This window comes from Shouchella xiaoxiensis, from assembly GCF_016907895.1.
GTDB lineage: Bacteria > Bacillota > Bacilli > Bacillales > Bacillaceae_D > Shouchella > Shouchella xiaoxiensis.
Genome location: NZ_JAFBCV010000024.1, coordinates 1 through 19216, shown reverse-complemented (window position 1 = coordinate 19216; position 19216 = coordinate 1). Strand labels below are relative to the sequence as shown.

19 protein-coding genes are annotated in these 19216 nt (G+C 40.3%); 5 read left to right on the top strand and 14 right to left on the bottom strand.

Translation table 11 applies throughout. The features are described 5' to 3' along the window. Positions 1-182: 182 nt before the first annotated feature. A complete protein-coding gene (locus JOC54_RS21835; RefSeq protein ID WP_204469198.1) occupies positions 183-728 on the top strand; it encodes a DUF4256 domain-containing protein in 546 nt (181 codons plus the stop codon). A 46-nt stretch (positions 729-774) separates the two neighbouring features. Here JOC54_RS21835 and JOC54_RS21830 read toward each other — a convergent pair whose 3' ends face one another. Further along, complete coding sequence (locus JOC54_RS21830) at positions 775-2142, bottom strand: sodium-dependent transporter (protein WP_204469196.1); 1368 nt, start codon at positions 2140-2142, stop codon at positions 775-777. A gap of 707 nt (positions 2143-2849) precedes the next feature. Here JOC54_RS21830 and katG point away from each other — a divergent pair. Then, on the top strand, positions 2850-5075 hold the full coding sequence (gene katG, locus JOC54_RS21825) for a catalase/peroxidase HPI (protein WP_204469193.1): 2226 nt from the start codon (positions 2850-2852) through the stop codon (positions 5073-5075). A 47-nt stretch (positions 5076-5122) separates the two neighbouring features. On the opposite strand, the gene JOC54_RS21820 is transcribed toward katG, so the two are convergent. Continuing rightward, positions 5123-5722, bottom strand: a complete 600-nt coding sequence (locus JOC54_RS21820; protein ID WP_204469191.1) for a hypothetical protein — start codon at positions 5720-5722, stop codon at positions 5123-5125. 213 nt (positions 5723-5935) lie between these two features. On the opposite strand from JOC54_RS21820, the gene JOC54_RS21815 reads away from it, so the two are divergent. Continuing rightward, a complete protein-coding gene (locus JOC54_RS21815; RefSeq protein WP_204469189.1) occupies positions 5936-6661 on the top strand; it encodes a 3-ketoacyl-ACP reductase in 726 nt (241 codons plus the stop codon). A gap of 46 nt (positions 6662-6707) precedes the next feature. Here the strand turns inward: JOC54_RS21815 and nhaC are convergent, their stop codons facing one another. After that, positions 6708-8084 carry a Na+/H+ antiporter NhaC gene (gene nhaC, locus JOC54_RS21810; RefSeq protein ID WP_204469187.1) on the bottom strand — a complete coding sequence of 459 codons (1377 nt, stop codon included), beginning with the start codon at positions 8082-8084 and terminating at the stop codon, positions 6708-6710. A gap of 378 nt (positions 8085-8462) precedes the next feature. Here nhaC and JOC54_RS21805 point away from each other — a divergent pair, with 378 nt between their 5' ends. Both JOC54_RS21805 and JOC54_RS21800 read left to right on the top strand, forming a co-directional pair. Continuing rightward, positions 8463-9914 carry an NAD(P)H-binding protein gene (locus JOC54_RS21805; RefSeq protein WP_204469185.1) on the top strand — a complete coding sequence of 484 codons (1452 nt, stop codon included), beginning with the start codon at positions 8463-8465 and terminating at the stop codon, positions 9912-9914. A 75-nt stretch (positions 9915-9989) separates the two neighbouring features. Continuing rightward, complete coding sequence (locus tag JOC54_RS21800; RefSeq protein ID WP_035420682.1) at positions 9990-10325, top strand: metal-sulfur cluster assembly factor; 336 nt, start codon at positions 9990-9992, stop codon at positions 10323-10325. Between the two features lie 50 nt (positions 10326-10375). Here JOC54_RS21800 and JOC54_RS21795 read toward each other — a convergent pair whose 3' ends face one another. The 11 genes from JOC54_RS21795 to JOC54_RS21745 form a co-directional block, all read right to left on the bottom strand. Continuing rightward, positions 10376-11059 carry a hypothetical protein gene (locus JOC54_RS21795; protein WP_204469183.1) on the bottom strand — a complete coding sequence of 228 codons (684 nt, stop codon included), beginning with the start codon at positions 11057-11059 and terminating at the stop codon, positions 10376-10378. A gap of 1 nt (position 11060) precedes the next feature. Further along, positions 11061-11924: an ATP-binding cassette domain-containing protein gene (locus tag JOC54_RS21790; protein ID WP_204469181.1), complete on the bottom strand. Its 864-nt coding sequence runs from the start codon at positions 11922-11924 to the stop codon at positions 11061-11063. Continuing rightward, positions 11921-12292: a GntR family transcriptional regulator gene (locus JOC54_RS21785; RefSeq protein WP_035441820.1), complete on the bottom strand. Its 372-nt coding sequence runs from the start codon at positions 12290-12292 to the stop codon at positions 11921-11923. The genes JOC54_RS21790 and JOC54_RS21785 overlap by 4 nt, the downstream gene beginning before the upstream one ends. Before the next feature lie 238 nt (positions 12293-12530). Beyond that, positions 12531-13574 (bottom strand): P-loop NTPase family protein, encoded by a 1044-nt coding sequence (locus tag JOC54_RS21780; RefSeq protein WP_204469179.1) that lies wholly within the window; start codon positions 13572-13574, stop codon positions 12531-12533. A 19-nt stretch (positions 13575-13593) separates the two neighbouring features. Beyond that, positions 13594-14547, bottom strand: coding sequence for an acetamidase/formamidase family protein (locus tag JOC54_RS21775; protein ID WP_204469177.1), 954 nt, complete (start codon positions 14545-14547; stop codon positions 13594-13596). A 194-nt stretch (positions 14548-14741) separates the two neighbouring features. Then, positions 14742-15443: a M23 family metallopeptidase gene (locus JOC54_RS23300; RefSeq protein WP_204469175.1), complete on the bottom strand. Its 702-nt coding sequence runs from the start codon at positions 15441-15443 to the stop codon at positions 14742-14744. A gap of 124 nt (positions 15444-15567) precedes the next feature. Further along, positions 15568-15819, bottom strand: coding sequence for a hypothetical protein (locus JOC54_RS21765; protein WP_204469173.1), 252 nt, complete (start codon positions 15817-15819; stop codon positions 15568-15570). Between the two features lie 8 nt (positions 15820-15827). Continuing rightward, positions 15828-16061 carry a hypothetical protein gene (locus JOC54_RS21760; protein ID WP_204469171.1) on the bottom strand — a complete coding sequence of 78 codons (234 nt, stop codon included), beginning with the start codon at positions 16059-16061 and terminating at the stop codon, positions 15828-15830. A gap of 91 nt (positions 16062-16152) precedes the next feature. Then, the gene (locus JOC54_RS21755; RefSeq protein ID WP_239586880.1) at positions 16153-17169 is read right to left on the bottom strand and encodes a DMT family transporter; all 1017 of its coding nucleotides are present in this window, start codon (positions 17167-17169) and stop codon (positions 16153-16155) included. Further along, on the bottom strand, positions 17114-18370 hold the full coding sequence (locus JOC54_RS21750) for a phytoene desaturase family protein (protein ID WP_204469169.1): 1257 nt from the start codon (positions 18368-18370) through the stop codon (positions 17114-17116). Before JOC54_RS21750 ends, JOC54_RS21755 begins: the two co-directional genes overlap by 56 nt. Positions 18371-18426: 56 nt before the next feature. Next, entirely contained in the window at positions 18427-19014 is a 588-nt protein-coding gene (locus JOC54_RS21745; protein ID WP_204469167.1) for a TetR/AcrR family transcriptional regulator, read from the bottom strand. Between the last annotated feature and the right edge of the window lie 202 nt (positions 19015-19216).

The following is a 19216-nucleotide window of genomic DNA, read 5'->3' as shown; positions in this document are numbered from 1 at the left end:
GATTCATTCTTTATCTAATTACAGATTAAATGGCTGATGTTCTGAATAAATTAAGGTGATTCATTCCATTGTAGCGCTTTTCTTCTAAATCGTCAGGTGGTTTTCGCATCATGATTTGTCATTAAAGTTTGATACAGCTATAATCAAGCCATACCAAAGAAATAAAGTTGGGGGTACCAAAGATGAAGTCTGAACAACAAACAAATTTACTCAGCACGTTAAAAAAGCGATTTGAAGCGAATATGAAGCGGCATCCCTCTTTGAATTGGGCTGATTTAGAAGCGAAATTAATAAGTGAGAATCAAAAGCTGTGGTCTCTGAACGAAATGGAGCAATCAGGTGGCGAGCCAGATGTAATTGGCTATAACGTGGAAACCGATGAGTATCTTTTTGTTGATTGCTCAGCTGAAACTCCTAAAGGGCGTAGAAGCCTTTGTTATGATATGGAGGCATTGGAGTCGAGAAAGACCCACAAACCTGCGAACAACGCCATAGATGTAGCGACTGAGATGGGGATCGAACTTCTGTCAGAGGAAGACTATCGAACGTTGCAACAACACGGTCCATTTGATCAAAAAACATCTTCTTGGATCGCGACCCCAGCTCCAATTCGCGCGCTTGGCGGTGCACTCTTTTGCGACTATCGCTATGGTCAGGTGTTTGTTTATCATAATGGCGCGTCATCGTACTATGCGGCACGGGGATTCCGCGGTTCCCTTAAAGTATAACTTACAGAAAAAAACCTCACAACCATCTTGTTGTGAGGTTTTCCTATTATGAAAAGAAAATGCTTAGGACATTTAATCCGAGCAGCTGATCAATTAAAACGACCGAAATGGCGATTGGAACGATTGTAACAATGATGGTATACCAGACGATAAAAAGCTTTCGTCCGAATACACTGCCTTGCTTAAACTCAAGAAATAAGGCACGACGACGCATTTTAAAAAGTAATACGAAGCTGATGCACAAAGCTCCAATGGGGATAAATACGTTCGAGACAATATAGTCAATCGCATCAAAAAACGTCATTTCAAAAATGGACCAATGATCAATCACTCCAAATGAAAGTGCAGATGGCACACCCATTAAGAGAACAAGAAAAGCAAAAAACCAGCTGCTTTTTTGGCGTTTACGGGAATCGCCCTTCATAAAAGCAGCGACAACGATCTCTAACAGTGAAAAAGCCGTACTTAATGCGGCAAAGAAAAAGAGAATGAAAAATAAAAAGACAAGTACTTGCCCGTAAGGCATAGTAGAGAAGATGCTAGGCACAGCAGCAAAAATTAATGTCGGTCCTTCACTTGGCTCCAAATTAAAGGTAAATACACCTGGAAAAATCATAATTCCTGCTAGCACTGCGACAAAGATGTTCATTCCGCCAAGCGTAATGGCAGATAACGGTAAATCTTGCTTTTTAGATGCATAAGAACTTAACGTCACCATAATTGATACCCCTAATGATAACGCAAAAAAGGATTGTCCAAGCGCAAATAAAACGACATCATTTGAAACATTACTCCAATCCGGCTTAAATAAAAACGCAAGCCCCTCTCTTGCTCCTTCTAATGTTAAAGAATAGCCAGCTAATATAAGCAAAAGGATAAAAAGTCCAGGGATCATCCATTTACTGGCTCGTTCAATTCCTTTCTGTACTCCTTGTGAGACAATGCCAGCAGTTAATGCTAGAAAAAAGGCCTGCGCCCCAATGGCTAAATATGGATTTGAGATTAGATCCGCAAAGCGTACAGCAAATTGGTCACTTTCCAATTGACTCAATTGACCTGTTAACGAGGAGCCTAGATAAAGAAGCGACCAGCCGCCAATCACACTATAAAAAGATAAAATAAGAAAACAAGTAATGACCCCTAGCCACCCAGTCGCTTGAAAAACAGACTTTGGCGCTAGCTTTCTAAAAGTGGTAATGGCATCAGAACCGGAGTGACGGCCCAGAATGTATTCCCCTATTAATAATGGAACGCCAATCAGTAAGGTAAATCCCAAAAAAAGCATAAAAAAAGCGCCACCGCCATTGGTTCCTGCAATGTATGGAAATTTCCATATGGCGCCGAGGCCAATTGCACTTCCTGCGGTTGCGTACAAAAAACCTAATTTTGATGACCATTGTTGTGATGAAGCCATGATGTTGTGTGTCTCCTTCTTCCAAGACCAAGATGCGAGATGTTCAAACGATAAAGAGCTATGGGATAACCTTTTCTAGTTTCTACATATGCTATGGTTTCGAGTTTTTTCAATAAAAACAGATCGTCTCATCGTACCAAATTGTCGCTAATAGAGCAAACCAATTTAAGCCAGTATAGCGATCGTTTCTAGTATACTCATCGCAAAAGCATTCTAAATGAAAAATCTGCATGGATTACCGGCACCCCTCCTTCTCATTTAGCCTTACATGTTCGCAATCATCTAAAAAGAGCAGTTTATAAGTTATTAAATAAGGGTAATGTGTAGACGTGTTTTTAACTCGTAAGTTCTCCACTACCACCTTTCAGTAGAATACTAGTGACCGATCAAGCTTACTAAAACTTGCTTGCTGTAATACAAAAAATGTACCCCCCTTCCTATCTTATTTGCTCGGGAACTCGTTCGATAAAACCTAAGTTATTCTCGTTTCTCATTCTTCTTGTATCATCTTAATTGTTGAACGAGAAATGCTTTGAACGAACGGTATTTCATTAATCAAAATAAAAAAGACATCCTTTTTAAGAATAATAGTCTTTCATTTTTTGTTATATTTTATTATAATGATTACATAAGAATAATTATCATCTGATACTCTTTAGAAGATGCATAATTTTAGTTTTAATTTTAAAAAGTAGAGGAGAATGAAGATGAGCGATAACAATATTATTTCGGAAGCAAACCATTCAGGAGGAAAGTGCCCTTTCTCTCATGGTAGCACGACTAGTCCAAAGTCTAGTGGGACAACGAACAAAGACTGGTGGCCTAATCACCTCAATCTATCTATTCTTCATCAGCACGATACAAAAACAAATCCTCTTGGCGAAGATTTCAACTACGCAGAGGAGTTTACTAAACTTGATTACGCTGCATTAAAACAAGATTTAACAACATTAATGACCGATTCTAAAGACTGGTGGCCGGCTGATTATGGTCATTATGGTCCGTTGTTTATCCGTATGGCTTGGCATGCTGCCGGTACGTATAGAACAGGTGATGGCCGCGGTGGTGGTAACACGGGAAATCAGCGTTTCGCTCCATTAAACAGTTGGGCTGATAATGCGAACATTGATAAAGCACGTCGTCTTTTATGGCCGATCAAACAAAAATACGGCAATAAAATCTCTTGGGCCGATTTACTCTTACTTACAGGAAACGTTGCGATTGAATCTATGGGTGGTAAAACATTTGGTTTTGCTGGTGGACGAGCGGACATTTGGCATCCAGAAGAGGATATTTATTGGGGTAATGAAAAAGAAATGCTTGGCGATAACCGTTACACTGGGGACCGTGAATTAGAGAATCCTCTTGCTGCGGTTCAGATGGGCTTAATTTATGTTAACCCAGAGGGCCCAAATGGGAAGCCAGATCCAGTTGCAAGTGCGCGTGACATTCGTGAAACATTCGCTCGTATGGGAATGAACGATGAAGAAACAGTGGCACTAGTTGCTGGAGGTCATACGTTTGGTAAAGCTCATGGTGCAGGTGATGCTGCTCAAGTTGGTCCTGAGCCTGAAGCAGAAGCACTTGAAGCACAAGGACTTGGCTGGTTGAGTTCACATGGCAGCGGTAAAGGCAGTGACACCATCACAAGCGGAATTGAAGGTGCTTGGACAGCAAATCCGACGCAGTGGGATAATGGTTTCTTTGATCTATTGTTTGGTTATGAGTGGGAGCTAACGAAAAGCCCTGCCGGTGCTTACCAATGGGCGGCAATTAAGCCGGAAGAAAAAGACTTGGCACCAGACGCTGAAGACGCATCGAAGCGCGTCGCAACAATCATGACTACAGCAGATATGGCGCTTCGTATGGACCCTGCTTATGAAAAGATCTCTCGTCGTTTTCACGAGAATCCTGAACAATTAGCAGACATGTTTGCTCGTGCTTGGTTTAAGTTACTTCACCGTGACATGGGTCCACGTGATCGCTATTTAGGACCAGAAGTCCCTCAAGAAGAATTAATTTGGCAAGATCCTGTTCCTGCCGGTAATGATCAGTTATCTGATTCAGACCTTGCGGAGATCAAAGGGAAAATTCTTGATTCAGGTTTATCCATTGGTGAGCTTGTGGCAACTGCTTGGGCTTCAGCAAGCACATACCGTGGTTCAGATATGCGTGGTGGCGCCAATGGCTCTCGCATTCGTCTCAGCCCACAAAAAGACTGGGAAGCAAATCAACCTGAGCAGCTAGCACATGTGCTTCAAGTGCTCGAAGAAATTCAGCAACAAGTAAATCATGAAATTAGTCTTGCTGATTTAATTGTACTCGGTGGTAGTGCAGCGGTTGAAAAAGCAGCGGAGCAAGCTGGATTTGAAGTAACTGTTCCATTTGCACCTGGCCGTGGTGATTCAACACAAGAACAAACAGATGTTGATAGCTTTGATGTGCTTGAGCCTGTTGCTGATGGTTTCCGTAACTATCAAAAACAACAATACAGCGTGACATCTGAAGAATTACTAGTTGATAAAGCGCAATTACTTAACTTAACAGCGGCTGAAATGACTGTTCTTGTAGGTGGAATGCGTGTGCTTGGAACAAATCATCAAGGAACGAAACATGGTGTGTTCACCGAAAATGTTGGATCACTAACAAATGATTTCTTCACTAACTTACTTGATATTGAAGTGAAATGGTCAGCAGTTGATGGCGATGTGTATGAAGGTACAGACCGTACAACTGGAGAGGTTGTTCGCACAGCAACACGTGTTGATCTTGTATTCGGTTCAAACTCCGTTCTACGCGCTATTTCAGAAGTGTATGCTCAAGATGATAACAAAGAAAAGTTCGTTAAAGATTTTGTTGCAGCATGGGTAAAAGTGATGAATGCAGATCGATTTGATCTGAAAGTAAAAGAGCTTGCTTTAACAAATAACTAAAAAAACAACCACCGTCACTGCGACGGTGGTTGTTTTACTATGCCTGCTTAGAGTGACTCATCTTCAATGTCAAAGCTAAAATCTAATAATTCCATCGTTGTATTTTCTGCGGATGCTTCTTTAAATGATTCAATTTGTTCTGCAGTTGCTGGAACAAAGACGGGAATAGCTCCGTTGTGCTGTATAACCCCTGCTACTTGCTCTGGAAGATTAATCGGTATGTTATCAAAAATGATTTCTCCATCTGTTGTGCGAATATCTAATTTAAAGTCAATGTTTTTAATCGCATCACCGATTCGGTTCACGGCAACAAATAAGATTGAAAATTCATTGTCCTCATTTTCTAAAACGTGGACCGTGGTCATATAAAAATCATTTGCTGTTCCAATTGAGGGATTGTTCTCAATCATGTTTGCAATTAATTGATAGAATTCATTGTTCTCGATTGTAATACCTAATTCTTGATCGTATGGTGTTACTTGTAGTTCTGGCATTTCTAATTCATTCGATTGATTTTGCTGTGCTTGTTCAACAGGGTTTTCTTCTGCTACAGCGTCATCCTCTTCTATCTCGCCCCAGGATACAGAGAACTGACAAGCTGATAATAAAAAACATGAAGCGAAGATCGTGGCAAGACTCCTTTTCAAACGTATCCCCTCTTCTCTTTTATTGACGTCCAGTATACTTGATTGTTTTAGTCATCGTCCTATTTAGTCTTACATTCCTTTTAAATCATGACACAATTGAATGAAAATGAACACCTTTCTGACTTATTGAATGATCAAAGCTGAAAATTGGATAAGCAGATAGCGGATCTGTATAATTAGATTCAGATACGTGTAGAGAGGAGTTTTATTGAAATGGCACAAGTAATAAAAGGAAAAACAGCAATTGTAACAGGAGCAGGAAAAGGAATCGGTAAGGCAATTGCACTAGGTTTAGCAAAAGAAGGTGTTAACGTTGGAATCCTTGCTCGATCTGAAGAAACATTAAAACGTACAGTAGCTGAAATAAGCGCTTTGGACGTGAATGTTGCTTACGCTGCTGCTGACGTTTCTTCTGCGGAAGAAGTAAACCAAGCAATAGAACAGATCAAAGGAGAACTTGGTTCTGCTGATATTCTGATTAATAACGCAGGCATTGGTTCGTTTGCTCCTTTAATGGAAATGGATCCTGCTGATTGGAAAAAAATGATTGATATTAATTTAATGGGGACATATTACGTGACGCGCGCCGTCCTTCCTCAATTAATCGAAAAAAATGCAGGGGATATTATTAATGTCGCTTCCACAAGCGGTTTAAATGGTTCGCCTGGTTCAAGTGCTTATAGCGCATCTAAGTTCGGTGTCATTGGATTAACAGAGTCACTGGCTCAAGAAGTTCGTCGTAACAACATTCGCGTGACGGCTCTTACACCGAGTACGGTAGCAACGGATCTTGTCAAAGATACAGGCCTTGTTGATGAAAGTAAGATTGAGCAGTACATGCATCCGGAAGATCTAGCTGAGTATATCGTTGGTCAGCTGAAGTTAAATCCAAGAATGTATATAAAGAATGCAAGCTTAATCAATACGAATCCGTTTTAAAACGACAAAACAAGCTGACCTAAACCGGTCAGCTTGTTTTGTTACTTTATGACTTCGCTTCTACCTTTCCAACTCCAATCCCGAGGTAGCCAAATAAGACGGTGAGGACTGGTGAGATAAACAAAAAGAATGCAAATGGAGCATATTCAATAACCGAAACTCCTAACGCACTTGCGAAGAATGCCCCACTGACGCCCCACGGAATAAGTGGATTTATTAAAGTTCCCGCATCTTCAAGCGTTCTAGACAGATTTTTCCTTGGAACATTTAAAGAATCATAGTGTTTTTCATACGTTTTTGCCGGAAGCAAGATGGACAAGTACTGTTCACCTGTTACTGCGTTAACGCCAATAGAAGATGCGGCGGTCGCAGCTATTAAGTTGCCTCTAGATGAGAGCATTGCAGATAGACCTTGTAAGATCGTATCAATAAAGCCAACTCGCTGAATCGCTCCACCCAAAGCTAATGCAATAATAACAAGCGAGACAGACCACATCATCGATTGAAGCCCTCCACCATTCACAATGTCATTAACAATTAAATTACCTGTATCGATAACAAAACCGTCCTGTATAACAGTAAACCAATCTCCCATCGAGATATTTCCTTGCAGAATAGCAACGGTTAGTAGTCCGCTTCCAATCCCAGCTATTAACACGGGGATTGTAGGGTAACGACGCACAGCGAGAACCACCACCAGAAGTGGTGATAATAATGTTAACCAGCTAATCGAAAATGACTCTGTTAATGCGGTCATCATTGCTGGTATATCATTTGATGATTCACTAACTTGAGAACGGCCAATCCAAATGAAAATGAGAGCGGTAAGAATAAAGCTCGGAACGGTCGTCCACATTAGGTGACGAATATGCGTAAATAAATCCACGCCGACAATTCCTGAAGCCAAATTGGTCGTATCGGATAATGGCGACATTTTATCACCAAAACAAGCACCACAGACAACAGCTCCAGCAGCAATAGCTGGATTAACACCAAGTGCGATGCCAATTCCCATCATTGCTACACCAATTGAGCCTACCGTTGTAAATGAACTACCTGTAAAGCTAGAAACGATCATACAGATAAGCAGCGCACTTACCGCAAACCACGCTGGTGAAATGAGATGCAAGCCGTAGAATAATAGTGTAGGAACGGTACCACTCATCATCCAAACCGCAATGACAATTCCGACTAAGGATAAAATGAGAATGGCTTTTGTTCCGAGACCAATTCCTTTCACCATGGACTCCTCAAGCTCTTTCCATTTTATTTTTAACAGTAGACCTGCTAAACTAACGATGACAATACAAACAAGTAAAGGAATATGTGGAGCTACTTGTAAGACAAACATGCTAATGATGATGAGCGTCATCATTACTGCAAAAATGATAGCAGTAAATATAAACCCCGGTTTTTTTTCCATAGAGAACCTCCAAAACACTTTCGTGCTTTTATGCTTTTATGCAATAAAGTAAAATCATAAGCTCTATAGTAACGGATGATTCACAAGCAGTCAACAAATAAATTTAGAACAGATACCTTCAACGTATGCTTTTACATAACTGCTTTTCTTTAACGATTTTGAAAGCGTATTCATTTTTTAAAGGAAGCTCTCCCCCCTCTTATCTTCAACTGAACAATCTTCTATTCAATAGACCTATTCTCTTACTCCAATAAACATGCATTGGTTATCATTCTCTTTTGTATAGCGGCTCTCCTCTATTTTTCAATATTAATCGACGGTTAGCAACAGATTGGAAAGGGTATTGGAAACGAAAGATACTAGCTAGGAGTGACCAAAATGACAATAGATAATAAAACGAAACCGGTAATCGCCCTAAGTGGAGCAAGTGGCTACATTGGCACTAATCTAATGAATAAACTAAAAAAACAGGCTCATATCATTGCCCTCTCCCGCTCAATTGAAACAAAAGAAGATAGCGACAACGTGACGTGGCGCAGCGCAGACTTGTTTTCATTAGCGGATGCAGAAGATGCCTTAGCAGGCGCAGATTATGCAGTTTATTTAGTTCATTCAATGATGCCGTCCGCTAAATTAACCCAAGCAAAATTTGAAGACATGGATGTTATTTTGGCAGATAATTTTGCTCAAGCAGCTAAGAAAAATGGCGTTAAACAAATCATCTATTTAAGTGGCATTATGCCAGCTGATACAACACAGCTATCGAGACATTTAAAAAGTCGGAAAGAAGTTGAAGATATTCTTGGTGCTTATGGTGTACCTGTTACTACAGTAAGAGCGGGCTTAATTGTTGGTCCCAAAGGTTCCTCGTTTCCGATTGTCAAGAAACTCGTTAGCCGATTACCAATGATGCTTTTACCAAAATGGACAAGGCAAAAAACACATCCTGTCGCCCTCGATGATGTGATGTATGCTTTAAAAGGCAGTATTGGTAATGATCGAGTTTCTGGTAAAACCTTTGATATTGGTGGGCCTGAAGTGATGACTTACAAAGAAATTATGATTGATACAGCTGAAGTAATGGGTAAAAAACGAAAGCTTGTAAACGTCCCTTTTATGTCCGTTAATCTTTCTCGCCTATGGGTGACGGTAACAACAGGTACGCCGAAAGAAATGGTCTATCCGTTAATTGAAAGCCTCGTCCATCCGATGGTTGCAAATTCTGAGCAAATGGATGATGAACTGAGCTACGGAGCAATCCCGTTTAAAGAAGCAGCGAAGTTAGCAATTGAGCAAGAAGATCAAGAAAAAGCACAAAAACAAGAATCTCCACAAGTGAGTAAGAAGCAAATCAAACCAATTGTGTCAGACGTCCGCTCTGTTCAGCGTGTTACCCTGCCTCCAGGTAAAAATGCTGCTTGGGCAGGTGCTTATTACACAGCATGGTTGGCGCAAATCGGGAAGCCGTTTCTTACAACAGATACAGATCCGACGAATAAGAGCACGATTTACTTACTGAATAAGCCACTATTGGAACTTACGTATTCACCTGAACGTAGCCATGATAAGCGTGCATTGTACTATATTACAGGTGGGGTATTTGCGAAAATGAACAAAGAACCAGGACGTGGACGAATGGAGTTCAGACAAATACCGAATTCGCGTGAGTGTATAATTGCGATTCATGAATTCCAGCCCTCTCTCCCCTGGTTGCTTTACTCATTAACCCAAGCCAAGATGCACATTTGGGTCATGTATCTTTTTAAACGGCATTTAGAAAAAATGAGTCCTGCCAAACAGCAAACGATAAAACGACCGTTAGTAGACTAAGATGAGCAGATTATTGGGTTCTCAAAAGGAGTTCCGTTTATACTAGGATTATACGTATACGGAGGTGATCGTTTTATGCCTACAGAACAAGAGATTTTGGAAACAAAGGAACGGGTGATGGCTCAGTTAGAAAACGTCATCGATCCTGAACTTGGAATTGATATCGTCAACCTCGGTCTTGTCTACGAGATTGAGCTTGATGAAGAACTAAACACAGTTGTGGTTATGACGTTAACGTCAATGGGTTGTCCCCTTGCTGGAACAATCGTATCGGAAATTAAGCAAACGCTCGGGGAACTTCAAGAACTTGGCGAAATTGGGACGGTGGACACAAACATTGTCTGGAGCCCGGTTTGGAGTAAAGATAAAATGTCCCGTTATGCAAAAATTGCGCTTGGCGTTGCTGATTAATTAATTAATTAATGAAAGCCTACACTAGATCATCTAGCGTAGGCTTTTCTTTATCGAAGCGATGCTTTTAATAGCGTTTGTTGGCTGACGAGTAAACCAATCACTGCAGGAATGAGTAAGAAGAATACTGTTAAAAGATTTTCCCCATAGTGTAAGCTGATTATGTGATCAAGTACAGCTTGATTGATCGTTGGAATAAGCATGACAATCCCTATTGCTCCCAACAATATAAACACTGGAAGTTTGCCAAAATGAAATTTAATGCAAGCGATTGTAAACAGCACTGTTCCAAAAAAGAAAGCGATTATCAAATCATAAGCAATAACCATCCCAGCTGAAAGCTCAGGAAACAATTCAGCCCAAGTAAACAGGTTAACTGCTTGAAGTCCAATAGTATCAGCAACGATTGGTAGCGCATTGATATAGATGAGCTGAACCCCTTCACCTAGAACAATTAAAAATAAAAGGATCGATATGCTTGCAAAAGCAAACTGTTTCCGTGTTGCGCCCATTTTTAGTGCATAATGAAAATCTGTTTTTACGATCTGAAAGATAGTAATTGAAAGCCAAATCACAAAGAATGGCCATGTTGTTAAAAATACGTCGGTAGCGGCAAAAATGGACGTAATGATATAGCCAGCAATTAGGATCGCGAGCAAGATGAACCAGAAAGTTGTAAACGATTTGAACAAATCAGGAAGCATGACTTGGATAAGTGATTTAACTTGTTTCATGTTAGGCACGACCTTTCTTTGCAGTATAATCAATAAAAAATTCTTGCAGGTGAAGTGGCTTGACTTGACATGAACGCGGCGGTTCAAATGTAGAATCATCAACGTAAAGATTTAACTGTGCTTCTGACATGAATTCATTGTACGCAAGCTTCTGATGCTCTTCTATCGCTAGTGTTTGGATCTCTTCAATTGGTCCAGTTACTTTTATCGCACGTTCGCCCAAATCTTCTAAACTTGAGAACAAACGGACCGTTCCCTCTTGCACAATTAAAGCATATTCAAAAATGTCTTCTGTTTCTTCAATAAAATGCGTCGAAAACAAAATAATGCGAGGATGATTTACGTAATCTTCTATAATTTCAGCATATAGCTGTTTACGCGCAGTCGCGTCCATTCCGATATATGGTTCATCGAAAATGGTTAATGGTGCACGGCTTGCAAGTCCGATACTCATGTTTAATGCTGATGTCATCCCTTTTGATAACTGACTTAGTTTTTTTGTTAAAGGCAGCTGAAATGTTTTTAAGAGATGGTGAACAAAAGCTTCATCAAAGTTTGGATAAAAGGCCTGAACTTGTTGGATTAATTGATTTACTTTTAACGTAGGCTTAAAATTATCGCTTTCCTGAATAAAGCTTATTTGATCTAGAATTGCCCGATTATCAAACGGATTTTCTCCATTAATCGTAACGCTGCCTGAACTCCATTTTGCTAATCCTGATAATAAGTGCATAATCGTTGTTTTTCCTGCTCCATTTGGTCCGAGAACAGCATAAATACCTGGTTGGTCAATAGTTACATTTACATCTTTAAGAATCGTCTGTCCTTCCAGTTCTTTTCGCACATTTTCCATTACAATTTTCACTTAGCGTTTCCCCTTTCATCAATCAGCTGTTTAATCTCTTCGTTGCTTAAATCAATTTGTTTTGCTTCAATGAGCATTGGTTCTAGGTAAGCCTCAACAAAAGCATTTTTACGCTCAATTAATAATTTCTTTCGTGCCCCCTCAGCAACAAACATACCAATCCCTCTTTTTTTGTATAGAATTTCCTGTTCGACTAGTAAATTGATTCCTTTTGCAGCCGTTGCAGGATTAATCTGCATCATTTTTGCAAACTCATTTGTTGAAGGCACTTGATCGCCTTCTTTTAGCGAGCCTTTTACAATTTCGTTAGCAATTCGAACGGTTATTTGACGGAAAATCGGTTGATCATCGGAAAATGTAAAAACCATGTTTTAGCCTCCGTGGTTCATTACTTATGTAACTAACCCTATAACTAATGAAGTTAACTGTCAAGCGTGCATATCGTCATTTTTTTTAATTAACTGATTTTATTAATTTAATTATTATATTGATTATAGAATTTAACCGTTTTTCTGAATTGAATTCGGTATATTTACTATTTGGCTATAGAGATCAATTGTTTAGAAAATATTTTTTGAAAAACAAAAAAAGAGCTGCTTAAGCTCTTTAATCTCGAACAATCTGCCCAATATAGGTAAGTTCATTTGCAGGAATATGATCAAAATGACCCGTTAATAGATCTTGGACATCGGTAAATAATTGTAAAGATTGAACGGACTGCCCCGGGCGTTTAGTGTAAGGCTCTGCGATGTAAAAAGGCTGTGTCAGGTAAGCCTTCAATCGTTCCCCCCGATTAAAATCACTGCTTTCCTTTTCAGGGAGATGTTCATACCCTCGTACGGCATAAAGGGACTGTAGCTCGCTATAGCGTCTTAACGTTCTTCGAGCCTCCTGTTGTAATCGATTTTCTGGTTGTTCCAACGGATAGTTTTCTGAGAGAGACAAAAGGACGTCTATTGCTGGATACTGTTTTTTTGCAACAGACATTGGATCAAACTTCCAAATGGTGTCAAGAGGTCCGAACGGTAGTTCATCGTCAACAGCCTCTCCCGTTAAGTCTACTAAAAACGTCGTTAAGCTTTTGCACTGCTTTGAACGCTCATCGGATAGCATAGCCTCTAACTCACCAGAAACAACATGTGCTCGGTCAACAACAAGCAAGACGTCCTGACCGTCGCAATGCTCGGAAAAGGCTTGTAGCGTTTCTTCGACAGTCTTTGTAATTGTATTAGCTTCGTTTTTGAGGTCAATTAAGGCGGCATCTTCTTTTTTAGGATTAAGTAATAGTGTCTGATAGCGCTGCTGTTTTAAGCGATAAAACACTTCCGCTAATAAAGCAAGCTGCCCCATCCCTGGTCGAGCAAGTAAACCAACTGTTCCGTTCTTTATCAGCGGTGCAAATAAATCTATGACTTTAATTCCAGTTTCAATTTTAATTCCTTTTTCTTCGGTCAAAATTAACTCATCTACTCGGCAATTGGCTAGTTGAGCTAAGGCGACTAGTGTTCGCACCTCAGCACGAGCAAGTGGAATTTTACCTGTACACAAATTGGAGACGGTTGCTGGTCTTAAGCCAATTGACTTTGCTTCTTTCGTTAGATTAGGCACTCTCTTGCGTAAAAGAGAAACGTTTAAACGAATCGATTCCATTTTTTCTGTTCCTTTCCCATCAATAAATCGCATCATTTGCTAAAAAAGCATGGACACCTTTATGACCATTAACAATTTGCGTTACGCGTAAATCAACTGTTAGTGAGGCCCAGACTGCAGCTTCTGCACGTGACATGCTGTAGCGCCCCATCATCCAGTCAATCATCGCGTTTAAAGCGAGCCACATTGCTTCATCTAAATCTTCATGAAAAGCCATCGTCAACATGCCATCCTTCGTTAGGGCTCGTGGAAAAGATAAGCAGGTATCCTTGTGAACAACAAGCGTAATATGCACACGTTCCATTGGACATTCTAGCGCTGGACCACTCACTTCTCCATCACCTTGAATCGCGTGGCCATCACCGATTGAGAATAGCCCATTGTCAACGGAAATAGGTAAAAACAAGCGTGAGCCAACCTGTAGTTCTTTGCAGTCAATATTTCCGCCTGAGGACCTCGGAACAAACGTACTATGCTGCCCCTGCTCTGCTGGCGGCATACCCATGATTCCCATGAAAGGAGCTAAGCGTACTTTTTGTTTAAAGTTCCCAAATTGGCTCCGTCCCTCCATTTTAGCATGGTCTAATTCAAAATCGAGCATCACTTCTTTGTCATGATCAATTCCTAATCGTCTGTTCCATTCACTTGGAAAACCACCCGCTGCAGCCCATCCCCATGCTCCAGGGACAATTTCATTTATTTGAACTTCTAGCATATCTCCTTGCTTAGCGTCTTTTATCGCAATTGGACCAATTAAAGCATGGCCAAAAAAGGAAGCCATACGTGCCTGATCGACATCCGTCCAGCGCTTTCGCTGGGCGCCTAAGCTCGTTCTTTTTTCAGCACCCCAGGCTGAATCAAGCGTTTGGTACACAATTGAATCACCTGATTGAATTTCAATAATGGGGTTAAGCTCACGGTCAAAGTAATTGTGAAGTGTATGGCTACTCGGGAAGATAGAATGCGTTTTCATTTTAAATCACCCTTTCTTTTTGTTACTTTTAAGAGTAATTTAAATTACTCTTAAAATCAAGAAGATTAATAAAAAACAATCCCTGTTTTGTAGGAATTGTTTTTATCTAAAGCGGGTAGTTTGGATTTTTGATCTATATTAAACGAACTACCTGTATATGAAAGAGTCATGATTTAAGCAGGATTTGGAGATGCTCATTCAGCTGTATGTTGAAATCTTATTCGATCCTTATTCGTTGGAACCCTATGATACACTTCTTCCCACTTACCATCTTTAAATATCTCATATCGTTCAAAAGCAAATGATAATCCGTTGGCAGTAGCTAGATCACGACTATCCATTAGTTGAAAGTGCAAATGCGGGGCAAAGGAGTTACCTGAATGACCAACTCTACCAATCACTTCACCTTTCTTTACACGCTGACCAACTGAAACTTGAATTGACCCTGTTTGAAGATGGATGAAACCAGCATACACATTCCCGCTACATTCCATAATAATGTAGTTGCCAGCAACGGATTGTACGTCATCTTTATTCGGATCGAAATAACGAGCATGTTTATATGCGTTAGACAAGTCTGAAAGCAGTTTTGTGCGCGCCCGTTCTTTATAGCCGTCCGCTGCTTCGACAATGAGACCATCACAAGGAGCAAATACGTCTTGCCCCCAACAATAGTATTGGTCAATCGCGACTCCGAGGACTAGATAGTGCGCCAAGTTCGTGCGATAGGCAGGCCAGCCCTTTCGTTCCCAATCCACTTGTACAAAGTCACAAGCATACCTTGTTCCAAACTTATTTGTCCCATGACTAGGAATTTTTGTTCCTGGCGTGTTAGGAGCATACCATTCTCCTCGCAATGGAAACTCAACAATTATTGGTTCTCGTGCGTCAATCACTTTACTTCCCTCCTCTTTATTGAAAATGACTAGCTCTTCAAGAACTTCTATTAAAAGCCGTGTTAAACATGTTCATAAAAAACCTCATTTATCGTCGATAAAGACGCTTTGGAGGTAGTTTACGTCAGAAATCCGTCAGCTCATCTAATTCAATTTCAAACGCTTCGATCCAATCAGACACCGGTTGATCATGAACCTCTTCAAACGTTTCCCCATTAATTGAGTGGGCGCCACCACCTAGCGCATCGATATCTGGGATAGATAAGCCACCAATCCATTCACCATCAACGACGTATAAGAAGAGATTTGTCTGATCTGCTTGATTAGAGACAGCATCGAGGTAATGACCTTTAACCGTTGCTCTGTAACTGGTCACTTCTTTATTTATAATTCATTTAGTGGTAGATCTTGTAAGGCGCAGTTGAGCTGATTAGGTTCTCTCAAGAGAAAACGTCGATCGAGTGTGAACGTCGTAACCGTACCAGCCCAATTAATGACTTCATAGTCTTGTTGTTCCAGCTCAGTCATTAGAAATCGTTCTGTTTCATCGGTAGTTGTTGTTCGAATGCAGGCTGTTAAAAGGGTTATGGAAATAAGCATAATCATAAGGTATTTCATAAGCACCAACTTCCTGATTCTGTTCAATTTTGACAAGTTACTTATAATCTAAGCCAATATAGGGTTCAATAACGATGAGCTACTTTCCTTCTTATTTCTCAGTAGAATGATTGTTTACCAGTTTTACTACTTTTGAGCGGTTATTTTCAGACCGGTTAACAAGCATTGACCCACATACACCAAAAAGAATGAAAGCCGCACCAAGGAGATGATACCACGTAACCTTTTCATTAAGGATTAAAGCCCCGGCAATAATGGAACAAATAGTTGATACGTTGAGAAAAACACTTACTTTCCAAGCTTCCATACGAGAAAGAATGTAACTTCCCATTAATGCGGTTGCTAACTGTACGAAACCAAGATAGAAAATGAGCAGGTAGAAGGATTCATCAGTCAGAGGCATAATTAATTGGTGAAGTGTTCCTTTGGCTGAATTGGTAGTAATGGAGATGAATAAGGAAATAACAAATCCTGTGGAAACCATAAAGAAACTAATTTCCAGTGGGCTAAATTGTTTAGATAGGGAACGACCGAGGACACTATAGCCAGCAAAGAAAACCGTAGCTAGCAGCAAGAGCGTCACCCCGTGTAGCTGAGTAAAGTCAACATTGCTACTTTTCATAACGAATATAAATACAATCCCAAACACTGATAGATATGTGAATTCCTTCTGTCTTGCTGTAGTCTCTTCTTTTATAAATAGAGATGCAAGAATCATTGTTACTACTGGTGTAAAAGCATTGATAATACCTCCTTCTACAGAAGAAGCATGCTCCAAGCCAAGCGCTTGAAGCATAAAGTAGCCTAACGGATACAGACTCGCTAAAATTACTAACTTATAGAGGGGCTTATTACGGTAGTTTAGTCTTTTAATAATGAATGGTGAGACAAGGAGAAATAAGATTAATGCAGCTGAGAATCGATACATTAACGAGTCTAATGGGGTTGTATAATTCAGCGTTAGTTTTACAAATAGAAATGAAATACCAATGACAAGTGCGTTTAGTACAGCCAAAAAATAAACAAGGTGCGTTTCCTTTATTGGAAAACGTTTAAACATGGCGCAAAACGTTTTCTGCTGCAGCTTTTGCACTCGCCATACACGCATCAGCAAGTCTACCTTCATCGCCAACCCAGTCTCCGGCAACATAGAGCCCAGCGATCTCTGGAACCTTGGTTAATGCTGGACCCGCGCCATTGTGAGAAATTGTGCGGGCATCATGTGCAATTATTGCATTAGCTGTATATCGTAGTGCGGTCACTTCTTTATTCCAGCCTGGTTGTAGTAAGTCGAGGAGCTGAAGTAATTCTTCTTTATCTCTCTGCGTATTTCTCATGCTCTTGTCGTCGTTATACCTCATAAGGTGCAGGACTTGCGTGTTGTTATCGCTTAGTTTAACAGGACCTGAGTGCTTCGAGTAATAAACTGGCTGATCTAGTCCAAGTGCAAACACGTGCTCTGGATAAGGCAGTTGCTTTAAGGCAACGTCAAGGCATGCACCATAGAGAGGGTACGAAGCGTTCTTCCATTTTCCCAGGGACATGTCTTCTGCATCCGCTAGTAAGTTACATAACTCCTGCGGTCCAATGGCAGAAACAATTGATTTCGTTACAATCTCTGTTTCATCAGCCACTATTAAGCTGTCAACACCAGCTCCCTTAACGATAATCTGCTTAACCTGAAGGTCTGTGCAGATGCGTGCACCTGCTTTAACAGCTTCATGCTTCAAAGAATTTACAACTGTCTGCCAACCATTCTCAATATAAAAAACACCTTGGCTAGCCAGTTGTCCCTGTTTGATAACAAAACCAGCACTCAAGCCCTTCATATTACTGCAATATGACCATTGGCGACACATTGCTTGAAACAATAAACGGACTCGTCGCAAACGAATGTTTGTGTCTAACCACTCTTGTAAGCTAACGTGATGAATCGATTCTGTATCAATCTTGTTTAAGTGAGCCATCACCTTTATCCATTCTTGTGACTCTTCGTACGTTAAGTCGGCCGAAACATCAAGCAGACTACCAGAAAGAATTCCGATCATACTACCCTTTAAGGCATAGCCACCTTCAGGTACACAACCTATTTCTTTCAAAATGCGAAGTGCCGCACCTCCTTCATACATGGCGTGTGGACCTAAATTAAACAATGCGCCGTTCATTTCAGTTGTTTGTGCCAGTCCTCCTAATTGCTCTTCTTTTTCAAAAAGAACGACAGACTTGCCTGCTCTTGCTAAAAAAACCGCAGCAGTTAATCCAGTTAGTCCTCCACCGATAATCGCAACATCAAATGTGAGTTTTGTCATGTTAATTCGCCCCTTTAGTTAGTTAGTACTTACTAACATATTGAGTGTGAAAATAGCTAGGGGGTCATTGCCCTAGCAAAAATGCGAACACTCTCATAAATAAACGGTTTTAATTTAATATCAGGGTAATTCGTTTCACGGTCAAGATCATTCACAAAAGCCCCATACTGAGACATCATGAAAGTGAATGCCGTCATTCTCGTATCGGAATGAATCATTTTCCCCTTCTCGATCATTTTTTCAAAATAATTTGTTAAAAAATCTAATAACTGTAAAGGGTGTTGCTGAATCTTTTCTTTAAAACCAGGCAGTTGAAAAGCGTCCTTTGTGCTAATTTGAATTAACTTGCGGTTACGATTCATAATGTCATGGTATGTCTTGCTGACTGTGAGCAGATCTTTCTCAAGCTCCCATACTAGTTTATTTTTAAACAGATTTCTCATTTCTTCAGCGTAGTGGTAACGGTCAAACGCTGACTCCAGAAGCTTTTGTTTATTTCCGAAATGACGAAACAAAGTCATTTCACTTAAGTTGGCAACGCTGGCGATCTCTTGAGTTGTCACTCCATTGTAGCCTTTTTCAGATATTAGGTTAATGGCTGCTACTAATAAGCGGTCACTACTGGATAACTTGCTTTGATCCATAATAGCTCCTTTCTGTCATTATCTTATGTTAGTGAATACTAACATGATAATAGGGATCATAACTAAAGTCAATTCATATTTCTTCAAAAAAAAGCTAAAGCGTAAGAATAAAGTGTACCCTTTGTAAAGGACATTTTAAAAAAGTCTAAGCTACAGCTAAAAGATGATCACTGTATTGAACAGGGGTCATCTTTTTTCTGTT

Bases quoted from the DNA above. Each gene is read 5' to 3' on its own strand.
- JOC54_RS21835 (WP_204469198.1), top strand. From the start codon at position 183: ATGAAGTCTGAACAACAAACAAATTTACTCAGCACGTTAAAAAAGCGA.
- JOC54_RS21830 (WP_204469196.1), bottom strand. From the start codon at position 2,142: ATGGCTTCATCACAACAATGGTCATCAAAATTAGGTTTTTTGTACGCA.
- katG (WP_204469193.1), top strand. From the start codon at position 2,850: ATGAGCGATAACAATATTATTTCGGAAGCAAACCATTCAGGAGGAAAG.
- JOC54_RS21815 (WP_204469189.1), top strand. From the start codon at position 5,936: ATGGCACAAGTAATAAAAGGAAAAACAGCAATTGTAACAGGAGCAGGA.
- nhaC (WP_204469187.1), bottom strand. From the start codon at position 8,084: ATGGAAAAAAAACCGGGGTTTATATTTACTGCTATCATTTTTGCAGTA.
- JOC54_RS21805 (WP_204469185.1), top strand. From the start codon at position 8,463: ATGACAATAGATAATAAAACGAAACCGGTAATCGCCCTAAGTGGAGCA.
- JOC54_RS21800 (WP_035420682.1), top strand. From the start codon at position 9,990: ATGCCTACAGAACAAGAGATTTTGGAAACAAAGGAACGGGTGATGGCT.
- JOC54_RS21795 (WP_204469183.1), bottom strand. From the start codon at position 11,059: ATGAAACAAGTTAAATCACTTATCCAAGTCATGCTTCCTGATTTGTTC.
- JOC54_RS21785 (WP_035441820.1), bottom strand. From the start codon at position 12,292: ATGGTTTTTACATTTTCCGATGATCAACCGATTTTCCGTCAAATAACC.
- JOC54_RS21780 (WP_204469179.1), bottom strand. From the start codon at position 13,574: ATGGAATCGATTCGTTTAAACGTTTCTCTTTTACGCAAGAGAGTGCCT.
- JOC54_RS21775 (WP_204469177.1), bottom strand. From the start codon at position 14,547: ATGAAAACGCATTCTATCTTCCCGAGTAGCCATACACTTCACAATTAC.
- JOC54_RS21760 (WP_204469171.1), bottom strand. From the start codon at position 16,061: ATGAAATACCTTATGATTATGCTTATTTCCATAACCCTTTTAACAGCC.
- JOC54_RS21755 (WP_239586880.1), bottom strand. From the start codon at position 17,169: ATGCGTGTATGGCGAGTGCAAAAGCTGCAGCAGAAAACGTTTTGCGCC.
- JOC54_RS21750 (WP_204469169.1), bottom strand. From the start codon at position 18,370: ATGACAAAACTCACATTTGATGTTGCGATTATCGGTGGAGGACTAACT.
- JOC54_RS21745 (WP_204469167.1), bottom strand. From the start codon at position 19,014: ATGGATCAAAGCAAGTTATCCAGTAGTGACCGCTTATTAGTAGCAGCC.